General features: G+C 30.4%; 14 protein-coding genes. 6 read left to right on the forward strand and 8 right to left on the reverse strand.

Annotated features, from left to right (window positions below; all coding sequences use genetic code 11):
* Positions 1-40 precede the first annotated feature (40 nt).
* Positions 41-1,207 (reverse strand): M23 family metallopeptidase, encoded by a 1,167-nt coding sequence (locus tag FMM58_RS03460; RefSeq protein WP_150140824.1) that lies wholly within the window; start codon positions 1,205-1,207, stop codon positions 41-43.
* Positions 1,208-1,327: 120 nt separating this feature from the next.
* On the opposite strand from FMM58_RS03460, the gene FMM58_RS03465 reads away from it, so the two are divergent.
* Genes FMM58_RS03465 through FMM58_RS03475 form a run of 3 tightly spaced genes read left to right on the forward strand, consistent with a single transcriptional unit; the run spans position 1,328 to position 4,279 of the window.
* Positions 1,328-2,062: a plasminogen-binding N-terminal domain-containing protein gene (locus FMM58_RS03465; protein ID WP_150180393.1), complete on the forward strand. Its 735-nt coding sequence runs from the start codon at positions 1,328-1,330 to the stop codon at positions 2,060-2,062.
* Complete coding sequence (locus FMM58_RS03470) at positions 2,055-3,437, forward strand: FAD-linked oxidase C-terminal domain-containing protein (RefSeq protein ID WP_150140828.1); 1,383 nt, start codon at positions 2,055-2,057, stop codon at positions 3,435-3,437. Before FMM58_RS03465 ends, FMM58_RS03470 begins: the two co-directional genes overlap by 8 nt.
* Complete coding sequence (locus FMM58_RS03475) at positions 3,437-4,279, forward strand: YihY/virulence factor BrkB family protein (RefSeq protein WP_150140830.1); 843 nt, start codon at positions 3,437-3,439, stop codon at positions 4,277-4,279. Before FMM58_RS03470 ends, FMM58_RS03475 begins: the two co-directional genes overlap by 1 nt.
* Here FMM58_RS03475 and FMM58_RS03480 read toward each other — a convergent pair.
* The 4 genes from FMM58_RS03480 to FMM58_RS03495 are packed head-to-tail and all read right to left on the reverse strand — an operon-like array spanning position 4,190 to position 8,127.
* Positions 4,190-5,464 carry a ComEC/Rec2 family competence protein gene (locus FMM58_RS03480; protein ID WP_411675289.1) on the reverse strand — a complete coding sequence of 425 codons (1,275 nt, stop codon included), beginning with the start codon at positions 5,462-5,464 and terminating at the stop codon, positions 4,190-4,192. The two genes, FMM58_RS03475 and FMM58_RS03480, sit on opposite strands and share 90 nt — an antisense overlap.
* Positions 5,451-6,023 (reverse strand): DedA family protein, encoded by a 573-nt coding sequence (locus FMM58_RS03485; protein WP_150140832.1) that lies wholly within the window; start codon positions 6,021-6,023, stop codon positions 5,451-5,453. Before FMM58_RS03485 ends, FMM58_RS03480 begins: the two co-directional genes overlap by 14 nt.
* A 3-nt stretch (positions 6,024-6,026) precedes the next feature.
* A complete protein-coding gene (gene rny, locus FMM58_RS03490) occupies positions 6,027-7,586 on the reverse strand; it encodes a ribonuclease Y (protein WP_150140833.1) in 1,560 nt (519 codons plus the stop codon).
* Positions 7,468-8,127, reverse strand: a complete 660-nt coding sequence (locus tag FMM58_RS03495) for a 5-formyltetrahydrofolate cyclo-ligase (protein ID WP_150140835.1) — start codon at positions 8,125-8,127, stop codon at positions 7,468-7,470. Before FMM58_RS03495 ends, rny begins: the two co-directional genes overlap by 119 nt.
* Before the next feature lie 61 nt (positions 8,128-8,188).
* Here FMM58_RS03495 and FMM58_RS03500 point away from each other — a divergent pair, with 61 nt between their 5' ends.
* Positions 8,189-8,740 (forward strand): TlpA family protein disulfide reductase, encoded by a 552-nt coding sequence (locus tag FMM58_RS03500; RefSeq protein WP_150140837.1) that lies wholly within the window; start codon positions 8,189-8,191, stop codon positions 8,738-8,740.
* On the forward strand, positions 8,740-9,606 hold the full coding sequence (ftsY, locus tag FMM58_RS03505; RefSeq protein WP_150140839.1) for a signal recognition particle-docking protein FtsY: 867 nt from the start codon (positions 8,740-8,742) through the stop codon (positions 9,604-9,606). The genes FMM58_RS03500 and ftsY overlap by 1 nt, the downstream gene beginning before the upstream one ends.
* A gap of 15 nt (positions 9,607-9,621) precedes the next feature.
* On the opposite strand, the gene FMM58_RS03510 is transcribed toward ftsY, so the two are convergent.
* The 3 genes from FMM58_RS03510 to rsmA form a co-directional block, all read right to left on the reverse strand.
* Positions 9,622-10,692: an NAD(P)-dependent alcohol dehydrogenase gene (locus tag FMM58_RS03510; protein ID WP_190317936.1), complete on the reverse strand. Its 1,071-nt coding sequence runs from the start codon at positions 10,690-10,692 to the stop codon at positions 9,622-9,624.
* 230 nt (positions 10,693-10,922) lie between these two features.
* Positions 10,923-12,911 carry a ribonuclease J gene (locus FMM58_RS03515; protein WP_150180394.1) on the reverse strand — a complete coding sequence of 663 codons (1,989 nt, stop codon included), beginning with the start codon at positions 12,909-12,911 and terminating at the stop codon, positions 10,923-10,925.
* Entirely contained in the window at positions 12,892-13,680 is a 789-nt protein-coding gene (gene rsmA, locus FMM58_RS03520; RefSeq protein ID WP_150180395.1) for a 16S rRNA (adenine(1518)-N(6)/adenine(1519)-N(6))-dimethyltransferase RsmA, read from the reverse strand. Before rsmA ends, FMM58_RS03515 begins: the two co-directional genes overlap by 20 nt.
* 83 nt (positions 13,681-13,763) lie before the next feature.
* On the opposite strand from rsmA, the gene FMM58_RS03525 reads away from it, so the two are divergent.
* Positions 13,764-14,300: a purine-nucleoside phosphorylase gene (locus FMM58_RS03525; RefSeq protein WP_150140845.1), complete on the forward strand. Its 537-nt coding sequence runs from the start codon at positions 13,764-13,766 to the stop codon at positions 14,298-14,300.
* Positions 14,301-14,303: the final 3 nt, after the last annotated feature.

Below are 14,303 nucleotides of genomic sequence, written 5' to 3' on the forward strand. Positions count from 1 at the left end.
ATTTAATAATCAAAGAGGCAAAAAAAGCTATTTTTATAAATTAAAACTCTATAAAATTCTCATAATCCATAGCCTTAATAGGATTTGGTAGGTTTTGGGAAATATGATTTTGTACTATTTGCTTATACTCTTTTACCAAGGCATTAAATTTTTCTTTTTTAGCCCCTTCAAGTCCTTTTTTAGCAACCTTTATAACAGAAAGTGGGTTAATTGCTTTATTGTTTAAATAAACGCCAAAATGTAAATGTGGCCCCGTACTCATACCAGTAGAACCCACATAACCTATAGTTTGCCCCTGCCTTACGCTTTGTCCTTTTTTAAGCTTTGCAAAACGACTTAAATGAGCATATAAGGTAGTATAACCTGAACTATGTTGAATTTTTAGCACCTTACCATATCCATTTTGTGAACCTATGAAATTTACAACCCCGTTTCCTGCACTTAAAACAGGAGTGCCAGTAGCTGCAGCATAATCTGTACCAAGGTGTGCCCTATATTTTTTTAAGATAGGATGAAAACGGGCCGTAGTAAAATGAGATGAGATACGTTTAAAATTTGATATAGGCGTAGTTAGCAAGAAAGAAGCCCCTATTTCCTTACCACTTTTTGCATAAAAATTGTCATCAAAACGATAAACCTCGCTTGTTTTTTTATTAACTTGCACGCTTGCCATGTAGATTGTAATATCTCCATAAACCTTGCCTAATCTTCTTTTTTGTTCGTAATATAATGATACCTTATCGTTTTTTCTAATATTTCTAAAATTTATACTGCCCTTGAAAGCCCTTAATAAAGCCCTTGAAAGCGTGGTGCTACCACTAGTTTCATATACGTCTTGATAGGCTGAATTTTTAATGGTTAAATTTAATACATTTTTTTCTAACTCATAAATAGTAGGGCTAAAATCTAGCATATATTTATTATCTTTATTTTTGTAAATATGGATAAATAATTCATCACTAATTGGTATTAAAACCTGTTCTAAATTTTCATTCTCATCTTTTAACACTTGATATTTAATCTTTGAGGCAATTTCTGAGGCAAGTTCTTTATCTTCTCTATCAAGTTCATAATAAAGGGCTAGTGGGATTGAGTGTCTTTGTAAAAACATTAACAAGGTATCACCGCTTTCCCAAGTGAGTTCTTCCATAATCAAGGCCGCAAAAGAATGTGTACAAAAGATGAGTAAAAAAAGTAGTTTTTTCATTAAAAATCCTGACAATAGCTTAAAAAATGATTCTAAAAGCTATATTTTACTTTAATTTTCTTACAATTATTTAACGAAAAATGATTATAATACAGGTTCGTATTAAATAAGGAGAAAAAATTGTTAAAAATTTTAATATTTTTTTTATGTTTAAGTACAACTTTATTTGCTGAATTTAATCTAAAACCCACCACAAGTACACTTTTAAAGGTAGATGATATTTATGGATATATTAAGGATGATTCTAATTTTATCATAGGTTCAAGTGGGGTTATAATACATTCTTTTGGCGATTCAAAAAGCATAGTTGCAAGGGCTAGGGTTATACAAAAGATAAACGGCGTTGCAAAACTGGAATTTAGTGTATTTGATGCACTTGAACAAAGTGCCTTACCCCTGCCAAATATCTTGCCAGAAGAAGGTGATGAGGTTATTTTAAATTTTTTATATGATAGGGCTGTGATTATAGCCCCGGATGAAGAAATTTATAATTACATACACTTAAATAATCAAGAATTATATTTTACTCATATTGATATTTTAGGGGCTCAATTAATACGCACCTCTGTGCTTTCTCCAAAACGTTCTGATTTTAGAAAATTTTGTGCAAATAATACTACGGGCATAGTTATTTTTGCCTTGCAAGAAAAGGCAAAATATGTAGATTGTCAAGACTTTGTGGTGCTTTATGAAAGTCAAATTCCAAAGACAAGTAGCATACAAGTGCCTTTTTATTCTAGAATAGGTAGCTATAAGAGTGGAATTTTAGATTTTACCTCAGAACAAATAAGCAATTTTTTTAATTATTATGAAACCTTAATAGACCTTTATAGCGTAAGGAAAAAAAATGAATGAAACGCATATTAAATTTTTTAAAAAAATTTTAGGCGAGGATAATGCCTTTTTTGATGATATGCATAAAAGAGCTTATAGTTATGATGCGACAAGAAAGCATTATTTGCCTGATGGTGTTTTGTTTCCACGAAATGAAGAAGATATAGTTAAAATTTTAAAATATTGTAATGAAAACAAGCTTATCATTATCCCAAGAGGTTCAGGTTCTGGCTTTACAGGAGGGGCACTTGCACAAAGTGGAGGATTAATACTTGGCTTTGAAAAACATATGAATAAAATTTTAGAAATAGACCTTGAAAATTTAGTAGCTATAGTACAACCTGGAGTAGTAAATATAGCTTTACAAAAAGAAGTTGCTAAACATGGGCTTTTTTATCCACCTGACCCTGCAAGTATGGAGTATTCTTCTCTTGGTGGTAATGTTAGTGAAAACGCCGGGGGAATGAGAGCGACAAAATATGGAATAACAAAAGATTATGTTATGGCATTAAGGGCAGTTTTGCCAAATGGAAAGATAATAAGGGCAGGAAAACGCACTATTAAAGATGTGGCAGGCTATAATATAGCCGGAATTTTAATAGCTAGCGAGGGTTCTTTAGCCGTTTTAAGTGAGCTTACCTTAAAATTAATCCCTATGCCTAAATTTAAAAAAACAGCTATGGGAATTTTTAAAAGCGTTGAAGATGCTATGAATGCAGTATTTAAAAGCCTTGCAAATGGGGTTAATCCTGTGAGTATGGAATTTTTAGATAATCTTAGCATAAGGGCAGTTGAAGAAAAATTTCACAAGGGCTTACCACTTGATGCAGGAGCTATTTTAATAACTGACGTTGATGGCAATGTAGAAATAGGGCTTGAAAAAGAATTAGAAAATTTAAGGCATTATTTTTTAGAAGCCGGAGCGAGTGAGTTTAAAATAGCACAAAATGAACAAGAAGCCAATGATATTTGGTTTTCAAGAAAAAATTGCTCACAAGCTATTACAATGTATGGAAATTTAAAGTTAAATGAAGATATCACAGTGCCTCGTTCAAAGCTACCAGCCCTTTTAAAAGGCATTAATGAAATAGCTAATAAATATGGCTTTAAGGTGCCTTGTTTTGGGCATACAGGAGATGGTAATGTGCATACTAATGTAATGGTGAGCGATAAAAATAACGAAGAAGAGGTTAAAAAGGGATACGAGGCGGTTGAAGAAATTTTTAAGCTGGCTATAGCTTTGGGTGGAACTTTAAGTGGTGAACATGGCATAGGCATTAGCAAGGCTCCTTTTATGAAACTAGCTTTTAGCGAGACTGAAATGAATTTAATGAGAAGTATTAAAAAAGCCTTTGACCCAAATAATATACTAAATCCTTACAAAATGGGACTTTAATGCTAAAAAAAATATTTAGACTTTTGGCTGTTTTAAAAGACAAGGAAATTTTTAATTATGCCTCGTCTTTAAGTTTTTATACGATTTTATCCTTAATTCCTATATTATTTGTATGCTTTTCTGTTTTTACGCAAATTCCAAGCTTTAAAGAACATTACTCAAAGGCAAAACAAATAATTTTTACCTTTTTAATACCTGACCAGCAAGATTTGGTAGCAAATTATTTAGATACCTTTTTAACAAATAGTGTAAATTTAGGAATTTTTGGACTTATTGCCATGGCAGTAACCTCGCTAGCCTTTTTTTCAAGTTATGATTTTGTAATAAATAAAATTAGCGATAACGAGCCAAAAAATTTATGGCATAGCATTAGTTCTTATTGGACCCTTTTAACCCTTGTACCACTGGGCCTTGGACTAAGTTTTTATATATCAGGATTTATACAAAAAACCCTTGATGATTACAAAATAGGCTTTAATTTTTTTGAAATTTTGCCATTTATTATCGTTTGGGGCTTATTTTTTGTATCTTATTCTAGTTCTTTGCAAAAAGGAGGCTTAAAGGCCTTATTTACTACCTCATTTTTAGCCTCTATGTTTTGGTATATTTGCAAGAATTTATTTGTGTATTATATAGTTTATAATAAAACTTATACTAGTGTTTATGGGTCTTTTTCTATTATTTTATTCTTTTTTATATGGATTTATATATCATGGGTTATTTATCTTTTTGGCTTAAAGGCATATTATTCATTAAGTAAATATCAAGATGAAAGGAATAAAATTAAGACAGACACAAAAAAGCCCCAAGTAAGAAAAACGAATACTCAGCAAAGAAAATAAGATATAGCTTATAAAGACATAAAAATTAATTTTAACATTGATTGCATAAATTTTAAAATTGAAAAATTCAATCAAAATATTATCTAGTAAAAAGCCCAAATTTATAATATGCAAAAATAAAACTAAGGGGTAAAACACTATAAAAACAGCACTTAAAATAATGGCTAAAAATTGTTGTAAAGACACTAGCGGAAAATAATAAAGCACGGGTAATATCATAGCTAAAAAGACCCATATATTTAATAATATAATATTAGTTATAGTGTTAAAATACCTTGAAAAATGATGCAAGTATAAGAAAATATAAAAAACTCCAAGTATTGAAAATAAAAAGCCTACACTAAATAAAAGTTGTGGGAAAAGTGCCACACAAAGACAAATACTCATAAATAAATTTACAAAGCTTAGAATTTTAATATTTTTAATAAGCAGATAAAAACCCCAAAAAGCCATTATTAAAGAGCGAATAAAGGAGGGGGTAAAGCCTATTAAATAAGCATATGCTAAAAGCAAGATAAAAATAATCAAGCTTAAATCAAATCTTAAATTTCTATATGGAAAAAAACGTTTTTGAAAAAAGCTATAAAGTGGGGCTAATATAAAAAATATAACTGAAAATAGTAAGCCTATGTGATAGCCACTAATAGCTATTAAATGAGCGATTCCATAATAATTTACATCCGTTCTAAGTTCTAAGGAAATATTTTTTGCAAAAAATAATGCCCCGTAAAATTCCTTAATCTTAGCATTGTCATGCTGGTTTAAAAAATAAGAAACTAATTTATTGTTTATTTCTTTTTTGCTTGAATTTATATCTAAATAATAGCTTGGCATATAAAATGTTTTTGATAGATAGTCCTTAAAAGTCACATTTGTCGTAATTGCCTTTAAGCTAATTAAATCATTTATGTTTAGATTAAAATCCTTATAACTTGTGGTATAAAAGCTAAATTCCTTAGTTTTTAACTTTAAAACATTATAAGACTTACCCTTTTTTGTGCTTTTTTTATAGGCTTGTAAAATTTTAGCATCCCTTATGCTTATATGCTTACTTTCCTTAAAGTCTAAAAAATGCTTGTATTCTAAGATTAAATTAAAAATAAAAATACACAAAAGCCCTAAAATAAGCCAAATAAGTTCTTTATAAATGCTATAATTTGCATTCTTAAAGCTAAGTGCTAACACCTTTTTTCTTTGAAAATTTAGATAAATAAAATAAGATTAATATAACTAGTATAACTAAAAATAAGGGTGCTATATAAGGATAATTTCCTAATTTATCAAAGATTAACTCAATAAACCAACCAAAAATAAAGGCTACATATCCAAGCAAAATAGCCCATATTAAACTAGCAAACAAATTTATAAAAAAGAAATTTTTTGTATTATACCTTGCAAGTCCAGCAGCTATAGGGATAAAGGTTTTAAGTCCATAAATAAATTTTTGAACAAAAAGCAAGATATAGCCATATTGTTTAATCTTAATAACGGCTAGTGCAAGTTTCCTACGATGCTTTTTAAAATAAGGCATTAAATCTTTTTTATAGTATTTTCCAAGCACAAAAAGTAAACTAGAACCTATTACATTTCCCACAAAGGCAACAAGTATACTAGTATAAAGGTCCATTTTAGCACTAGCACTTAAAACGCCGGCTGCTAAAATTCCAACCATTCCACCACCTAAAGAATAAATAAATAAAAAAACATAGCCATATTTTAACAAAGTATCAATGGTTTCTTGCATATCTTACCTTGCATACTCACTAATTCTTAGTTCCCTTATAACATTTACCTTTATTTCGCCTGGGTATTGTACCTTTTCCTGAATTTCATTAGCTATTTCTTTTGCTAAAAGCACGGCTTCATCATCATTTATAAGCTTTGCATTAGCAATAACGCGAATTTCACGCCCTGCATTTATAGCATAGGCATTTTTAATACCGTCCTTGCTTTTTGCAATCTCTTCAAGCTCAGTAACCCTTTTTAAAAAGGCCTCTAAAACCTCGCGTCTAGCACCAGGCCTTGCCGCACTTAGTGTATCTGCTGCACAAACTGCTGCTGATTCAATACTAGTAGCTTCTTTATGTCCATGGTGTGCGTAAATTGCATTTATAACTACTTCATGTTCTTTATATCTTTTGCAAAGTTCAGCACCTAAATCAACATGAGAGCCTTGAAAATCATGAGTTAAAGCCTTACCTATGTCGTGTAAAATTCCTGCCCTTCTAGCTAAAATTTCATCACCCCCACACTCAGCTGCGATAATACCGGCAAGGTGAGCAACCTCTAAGGAGTGAGAAAGGGCATTTTGTCCATAACTTGCACGATATTTAAGTTTGCCTATTAATTTTGCAATTTCTGGGTGCATGTTATTTATACCTAAATCCATAAGTATAGTTTGACCCTCATCTAAAATCGACTTATCAAATTCTTTACATACCTTTTCATGAATTTCTTCTATCCTAGCTGGTTGAATTCGACCATCTTCAATTAAAAGTTCAATCACCTTAGTAGCAATTGCCCTTCTATAAAGATTAAAACAGCTTACAATAATGGTTTCTGGGGTATCATCTATGATAATATCCACTCCAAGTACCATTTCAAGCGTTTTAACATTTCGCCCTTCTTTACCTATAATGCGACCCTTTAAATCGTTATTTTTTATATTTATAACATTTATTAATCTTTCAGCTGCAAATTCATCAGCAAATCGAGAAGTAGCCTGGGCGATAATATAATTTGCCTTTCTTCTTCCTTCATTTCTTGCTTCTTCTTCATATTTTCTAACAATATGGGCGATTTCATTCCTAGAATGTTCTTCTACCTTTTTTAAGATAATTTCCTTTGCCTCGCTTTGAGTAAGACCTGCTGAGTGTTCTAAAACCTTAACCACCTCATCAAGCTTTGCATAATATTGGTCCTTTATCTTAATGCTTTCATCGTAAAGTTCTTCGGTTAATTTTTTATTTTCTTCAAGTTCTTTTTCGCTTTGTTGAATTTTCTTACTTTGACTAGAAAGTTTTTGTTCTTTTTTATTTAATTCATCGAATTTTTGATTATATTCTTTTTGTATATGCCTACTTTTATCTTCATACTTTTTTTTAGCTTCAAATTCAGCATTTAACACCGAATTTTTTGCATCCTTTAAAACAAGTTCGGCCTCGTATTCTATAGCCTTAGCCTTAGCCTTAGCTTGTTCTACAAAAATTTGATATTTTGCGTCGTTGATTTTTTTTGCTATTAAATAGCCTAGACCTACGCCCAAAACAACGGCGATAACTGCAACTATGATAAGTTCTATTGTCATTACCTTTCCTATAATATTTTTTATAAGGATTTATATAAAATCCACCTTGTACATCGTGTTTTTCACAGACAAATTCATCGCTTAAAGAATTTATACTTTGTGTAAATATAATTACAAAATTTTCCCCTACATTTTCAAAAAATCTATCATAAAACCCGTGTCCATGCCCTATTCTTCTTAAAGTTTTATCAACACCAATCACAGGAACTATTGCCAAATCAATACTGGTGTTTAAAAAAGAATTATTAGGTTCTAAAACCTTAAATCTTTTTTGAGACAAAGGCAATCTTAATTTTACAATTTTAAAGCTTATATCATTCATAAATGGAACAAAAATTTTACAATGTCTACTTAATTTTTGGCGAAATCGTAACAAATTTGGCTCGTATTTAAGGGAACAATAAAGTAATATTCTTTTAGCTTTGAATTTTTTAATTAAAAATAAACATTCTTTAAATACTTTAAAATCTTGTCTAAATTTAAAATCAACTTGATTTTTAAGCCTTTGTTTTTGTAATGTCCTAAATTCGTCTTTTTGCACAGATTGCCTTATTGTTAGTTAAGTTTGGTTATAATTTTAACATTTTTATGAAAGGAAAATTATGAAATTTAAAAATTTATTATTAGCTTTTTTTGTATTTTTTATCTTTAATGCTTGTAGTGATGATAAAAAAGTAGAAGACTCAAATGCTACAATAAATGCTTCTTTATCACAGGGTGAAAAGTTAAATTTTGAACTAAAATTTTTAAACGGAGAGCTTTTAAATATTAAGGCCGAGGCTGGTAAGCTTGAATTTCGTACAAATAATAAGGCTACCTTATTTGTATTTTTTACAACTTGGTGTGCTCCTTGTTTGGCTGAAATACCAGAACTTAACAAAATGCAAGAAAAATACAAAGATAAATTTAATATCATAGGAATTTTGCTTGAAGATAAAGAACAAAACGAATTAGATGAATTTTTAGCTAAATATCCTATAAATTATCAAATAGCAAACGGTGAAAATAATTATCTTTTTGCTAGGGCAGTTGGTGGGATAAATGGCATTCCTACTATGTTTTTATACACAAAAAAAGGGGAATTGTTTAATCAATATTTAGGTGTAATCGCACCTGAAATGCTTGATATTGAAATTTCAAAGGCTGTGTTTTAATGCTTGATTTTTTTAAAAAAGGCTTACAAAAAACCATTGACAATATACGCACTATTAGACCTAGTGATAAAAAAATCACTAAGGATTTATTAGAAGAGATTTTACTTGAAGCTGATATTAGTTATGAAATTGTGGAAGAGATTATATATTACTTACCACCTGATAATGAAGTAAAAAAAGCAGATTTAAAAAGGGTTATGGGTGCTTATTTTATCTATGATTTACCAAATTTTTCACAAACAAAACCCTTTGTGGATTTGATTTTAGGGGTAAATGGGGCTGGTAAAACAACTAGCATTGCAAAACTTGCTTTTTTGTATAAAAATCAAGGTGAAAAGATTATACTAGCTGCTTGTGATACCTTTAGGGCTGGTGCCATTGAACAGCTTAAATTATGGGCCAATAAGCTTGTTATTGATATAGTGGCAACCAAGCAAAATCACGACCCATCTGCTGTAACCTTTGATGCTATAAATAAAGCAATTGCAAAGAATTTTGATAGGGTTATAATTGATACAGCCGGACGTTTACAAAATCAAAAAAATTTAGCCCAAGAACTTGATAAAATAGTTAGGATTGCAAATAAAGCACTAAACGGGGCACCTCACAGAAAAATTTTAGTACTTGATGGAACGCAAGGCAATGCTGGAATTTTACAAGCTAAGGCCTTTAATGAACTTATAAAACTTGATGGCGTGATTATTACAAAGCTTGATGGGACGGCTAAAGGTGGGGCTTTATTTAGCATAGCAAGAGAACTTGAACTGCCTATTTTTTATATAGGCGTAGGCGAACAAATGCAAGATTTACAAGAATTTAAGGCCGATGAGTATATTGATAGTATTTTAAGTGGAATTTTTGATTAAATTCCACTTTTAAATTTAAGACAAGGTTGACATATCTATAACATAACGAAATTCAACTCTGCCCTTTGCTACATTTTGATAAGCTTCATCTAGCCTAGTTATAGGGATTATCTCAACTTCTGGGTATATATTATTTTTAATAGAATAATCAAGCATTTCTTGAGTTTCTTTAATACCACCAATAAGTGAGCTATAAATTTTCTTACGAAAATTCCAAATCATATCAACCCCATTTATATTTGCCTTAACAGGTAGGCCAACAATAGCCATTTCTCCATTTAATTTAAGCATTTTATGATAAGCATTTATATCATATTCATAAGGAATAGTACTAATGATAAAATCAAATTCATTTTTTATTTTCTTAAAATCATCACTATTTACATCAATAAATCTTTTTGCCCCAAGTTTTAAAACTGCTTTTTTCTTACTAGGTACTATATCAAAGCAAGTTACCTCAGCACCCAAGGCTATCATATATTTTAACGCCATGTGTCCTAAGCCTCCAAGCCCAGCTACTGCTACCTTATCACCCTTTTTTACCTTGCTAAATTTAATAGGCGAGTAAGTAGTAATCCCTGCACAAAGCAAGGGTGCTATCTTTGAAATATCAGCATCTTTTGCTACTTTTATGCCAAAATTTTCACTTACGACTATATTATTTGAATAGCCTCCATAGGTATTTTCATTGCCGTGAAAATAATCAACGCTATTATAAGTAAAAATACTTTTGCCACGTTCGCAAAATTGTTCTTCGCTTCTTTTGCAAGCATCACATTCTCCACAACTATTTACCATACAACCAACACCAGCATAATCTCCTATTTTAAATTTACTAACCTTTTGTCCTACTGCAACTACCCTACCTACTATTTCATGACCAGGTACTATAGGATAAGTAGTGCCATGATGGTCTCCACTCACTGAATGTAAATCGCTATGACAAATTCCAGCATACAAAATTTCAATTAAAATATCGTTTTGACCAAGTGCATGGCGAGTAAAAGAAAAGGGCTTAAATTTCCACTCTTTTGAATGTGCTGCATAAGCCTTAGTTGGAATACGTTCACCATTTTTTGCACTCATAATAAAATTTTGAGTATTATCTAAAATAGGATTAGAATTTTCTTTTGCAAAGGTCTTTGTATTAAATAACAAACCAAGTCCCATGAAAGCACCTGTAATCTTTGCTGATTTTTTTAAAAAATCTCTTCTTTCTTGCATTGTAGCTCCTTTAAATAATGTTTTGTTTGTATTATAAAACATTATAGTAGCTATAAGTCAAGCTAAATTTAATAATTTAGCTTGAAAAATTTTTACATTATATAAATAGTAGGGGCTACAGTTGGGTATTTTTTTAATTTTCTAAAAATATGCTTTCTTATAGCTTGGCGAATTTGATTTTCTAAAAATCTAACATCATTTAAAAACTCATCTTTAACATTAATAAAAAATTGTTCTAGCAATTCGGACATTTCCTTACTAAATGCGTTATCTTGCTTATCAGCTACTACGCCCGAACTAAACACTCTAGGCTTTCCAATAAGCACCTTATTAGCCTTATCAAATTGAGCTACAACAACTACTATTCCACTATCTGCAAGGTATTGCCTATCTTTTACGACATCTTCTGCGATTTGTTTATTTATTTGATTATCCACAAAAACCTTGCCTGTTTTAACGGTTTTTATACGCTTTATATATTTTTGACAAAGTTCTATTTGGTCCCCATCGCTCATTAAATAAATATTTCTTTCATCAATTCCACACTTTAAAGCTGTTTCTTTGTGTTTATTTATGTGATTAAATTCACCATGAACTGGCAAAAAGAATTTAGGCTTTGTTAAGCCTAACATTAATTTTTGTTCTTCTATGCTAGCATGGCCACTTACATGAATTTCGGTAAATTCTTGATATGCTACCTTTGCACCAGCCTTTAAAAGAAAATCGAGCACAGCAGAAACACTTGCCTCGTTACCAGGAATTGCCTTAGCTGAAATAATTATTTGATCACTTGGCTTAATCTTAATAAATTTATGCTCATCAGTTGCCATTCTATACAAAGCACTCATTGTTTCACCTTGTGAGCCCGTGGTAATAATTAGCACTTCTTCATCCTTAAATTTACTTACCTCATCAGCATCAATAAAAATTTTTCTATCAAGTTTTATATAACCAAGTTCCATAGTAGTATATAAATTTCTTTCCATTGAACGCCCTATTACACAGACCTTGCGTCCATATTTTAAACCATAACTTATAGCTTGATAAACACGATGTATGTTTGAGCTAAAGGTGCTCATTATAACCCTACCCTTACTTTTAGAAAAAATTTGGTCAAAGGTAGGACCAACTGAGCTTTCACTTTTTGTGAAGCCTTCTTTATACGAATTTGTACTATCGCTTAATAAGCATAAAACGCCTTCTTCTCCATATTGTGCTAAACGTCCTAAATCACTTGGATAGCCATCAATAGGCGTTTGGTCAATCTTAAAATCGCCAGTATGGATAATAGTACCAGCTTTTGTTTTAATAGCTAGTGCAGATGCGTCGATTATAGAATGGGTTATATGTATCCATTCTATATTAAAATCACCTATTTCATAAATTTTGCGTTTTTGAACAGGGCGAAAAAGCTTACAAGCTTCTTTTAAGCCATGTTCTTCAAATTTATTTGCAATCATACCTAATGCAAGTGGAGTTGCATAAATAGGAAAAGAAAATTCCTTAAAAAAATAAGGCACAGCACCAATATGGTCTTCATGTGCATGAGTAATCACAACCCCCCTAATCTTATCTTTTATCTTTCTAATATAATCAAAATCAGGTATTATAATATCAATACCATGCATAGTACTATCAGGAAAACTCATACCTATATCAACGACAATAGCATCTAAATTTGTTTCAAAAACGCATATATTACCACCTATTTCACCTAGGCCACCAAGTGGAGTAATGCGAAGTTTAAACTCGCTTGAATTATTATGTTTAAGAGGGTGTAAGCGAGTTTCATGTGAAATTCTATTTGCTTCCATACACTTAGCTAAAGCAATCTGCCATTCTTCATTACCACTTAATTTAGAAGGTAAATTTCGGTTTCTCTTTTTCTTTTTAGCTGTTTCGTTTTTGCTTTTTTGTTGCTGGGTATTTGGTTGAGCGTTTTGAATATTTTGCGAATTTTCATCTTGATTATTAATAGAATCTGCAAGTTTTTTTCTACGATTCTTGTATTTATAACTTTTATTTTTTTTAGAAGTTAAATTTGGGTTATTATTGTTTTTATTATTTTCGCTCATATTTATCCTTTAATTTTTCATAAATTTTAAGGTATGATTTCGCATCTAATTCGTGAGGTCTTATGTTTTCACTAATTTTACATAGACTAAAAAAGTTTAAAAGCTCATTTTTATAAGGCTTTAAATTCCTAAGAAGTTGTTTTCTTGGAGCCTTAAAACAAGTTCTTAAAAAGCTTTTAAAACTGCTAAGTTCGCAAAAATCTTTAAATTCTCGCTCTTTCTCCATATAAACCACTGCAGACATTACCTTAGGTGGTGGATTAAAACATAATGGAGTTACTTCAAAAAGTATTTTTCTTTTACAAAGCAATGAAGTTAAAACACTTAGTGCACAAAAATCGCTATCTTTTTCATTGGCACAAAATTTCAAAGCCATTTCTTTTTGTATCATAACAATAAGCCCTAAGCAATGCTCATCTTCCAAACTTTTTAAAACAAGATGACTTGCTATATAATAAGGCAAATTTGCAACCAAAAAATACTTTTCATCATCAAGGTTTGGCAAAAATGCTTCACTTGCATCTTGATGAAGTAATTTTAGTCTATTATGAGTTATCTCATTTTTAAATTTATCTTTTAATAATGAAACAAGCTCAATATCTATCTCATAAGCTTTTACTCTACAAATCTTTAAAAGCTCTTGCGTTAAATCACCTAAGCCAGGCCCAATCTCAACTATATTTTTTGTATCTTTGGGTATGGCTTGGATGATTCTGTTTAAAATACTATTATCACACAAGAAATTTTGCCCATAGTGCTTTTTTGCCTTAATCATTAAAACGCATTGTACCTAAAAATTCTTAATCTTAAGTCTTTTTAGCTAGAATTATTTTAAAATTTCATATATTAAGGAAAAAAATGTTAATTTGTGCAGGTGCAAATGAAGAATTTGAATTTGCAAAAAGCATAGGTGTTGGTTTAATTGATTCTAGTATAAATTTGACACAACTTTGTTTAGAATTAAAACCAAAAGAATTAATTTTTATAGGTACCTGTGGTCTTTATGATAACAATAATAAGCTTTTAGAAATTTACACAAGCACACACGCATTTAATATAGAATTTTCAATGCTAAATGCTAATTTTTATACACCTATATCAAATGAAATTAAAAATGTTTCTTGTGAAACAAAAAAAAGTTACAAGGTAAATTCATCCAATTATATATGTCAAAATAAAAACGCTAGTATAGAATTTGCAAAAATTGGTTTAGAGCTTGAAAATATGGAAGCCTTTGCCGTTTTAAAAGTAGCACAAAAATTTAAACTTCCTACTATTTGCTATTTGTGTGCTACAAATTTTTGCGATGAAAACGCTCATAAAACTTTTTTACAAAATCACAAAAAAGCAAAAGAAAAACTTGAAATTTTTTTAAAAGATAAAAATTTAATTTAAGGA

It is taken from the genome of Campylobacter sp. LR291e (assembly GCF_008633915.1).
In the GTDB taxonomy this organism is placed as follows: domain Bacteria; phylum Campylobacterota; class Campylobacteria; order Campylobacterales; family Campylobacteraceae; genus Campylobacter_D.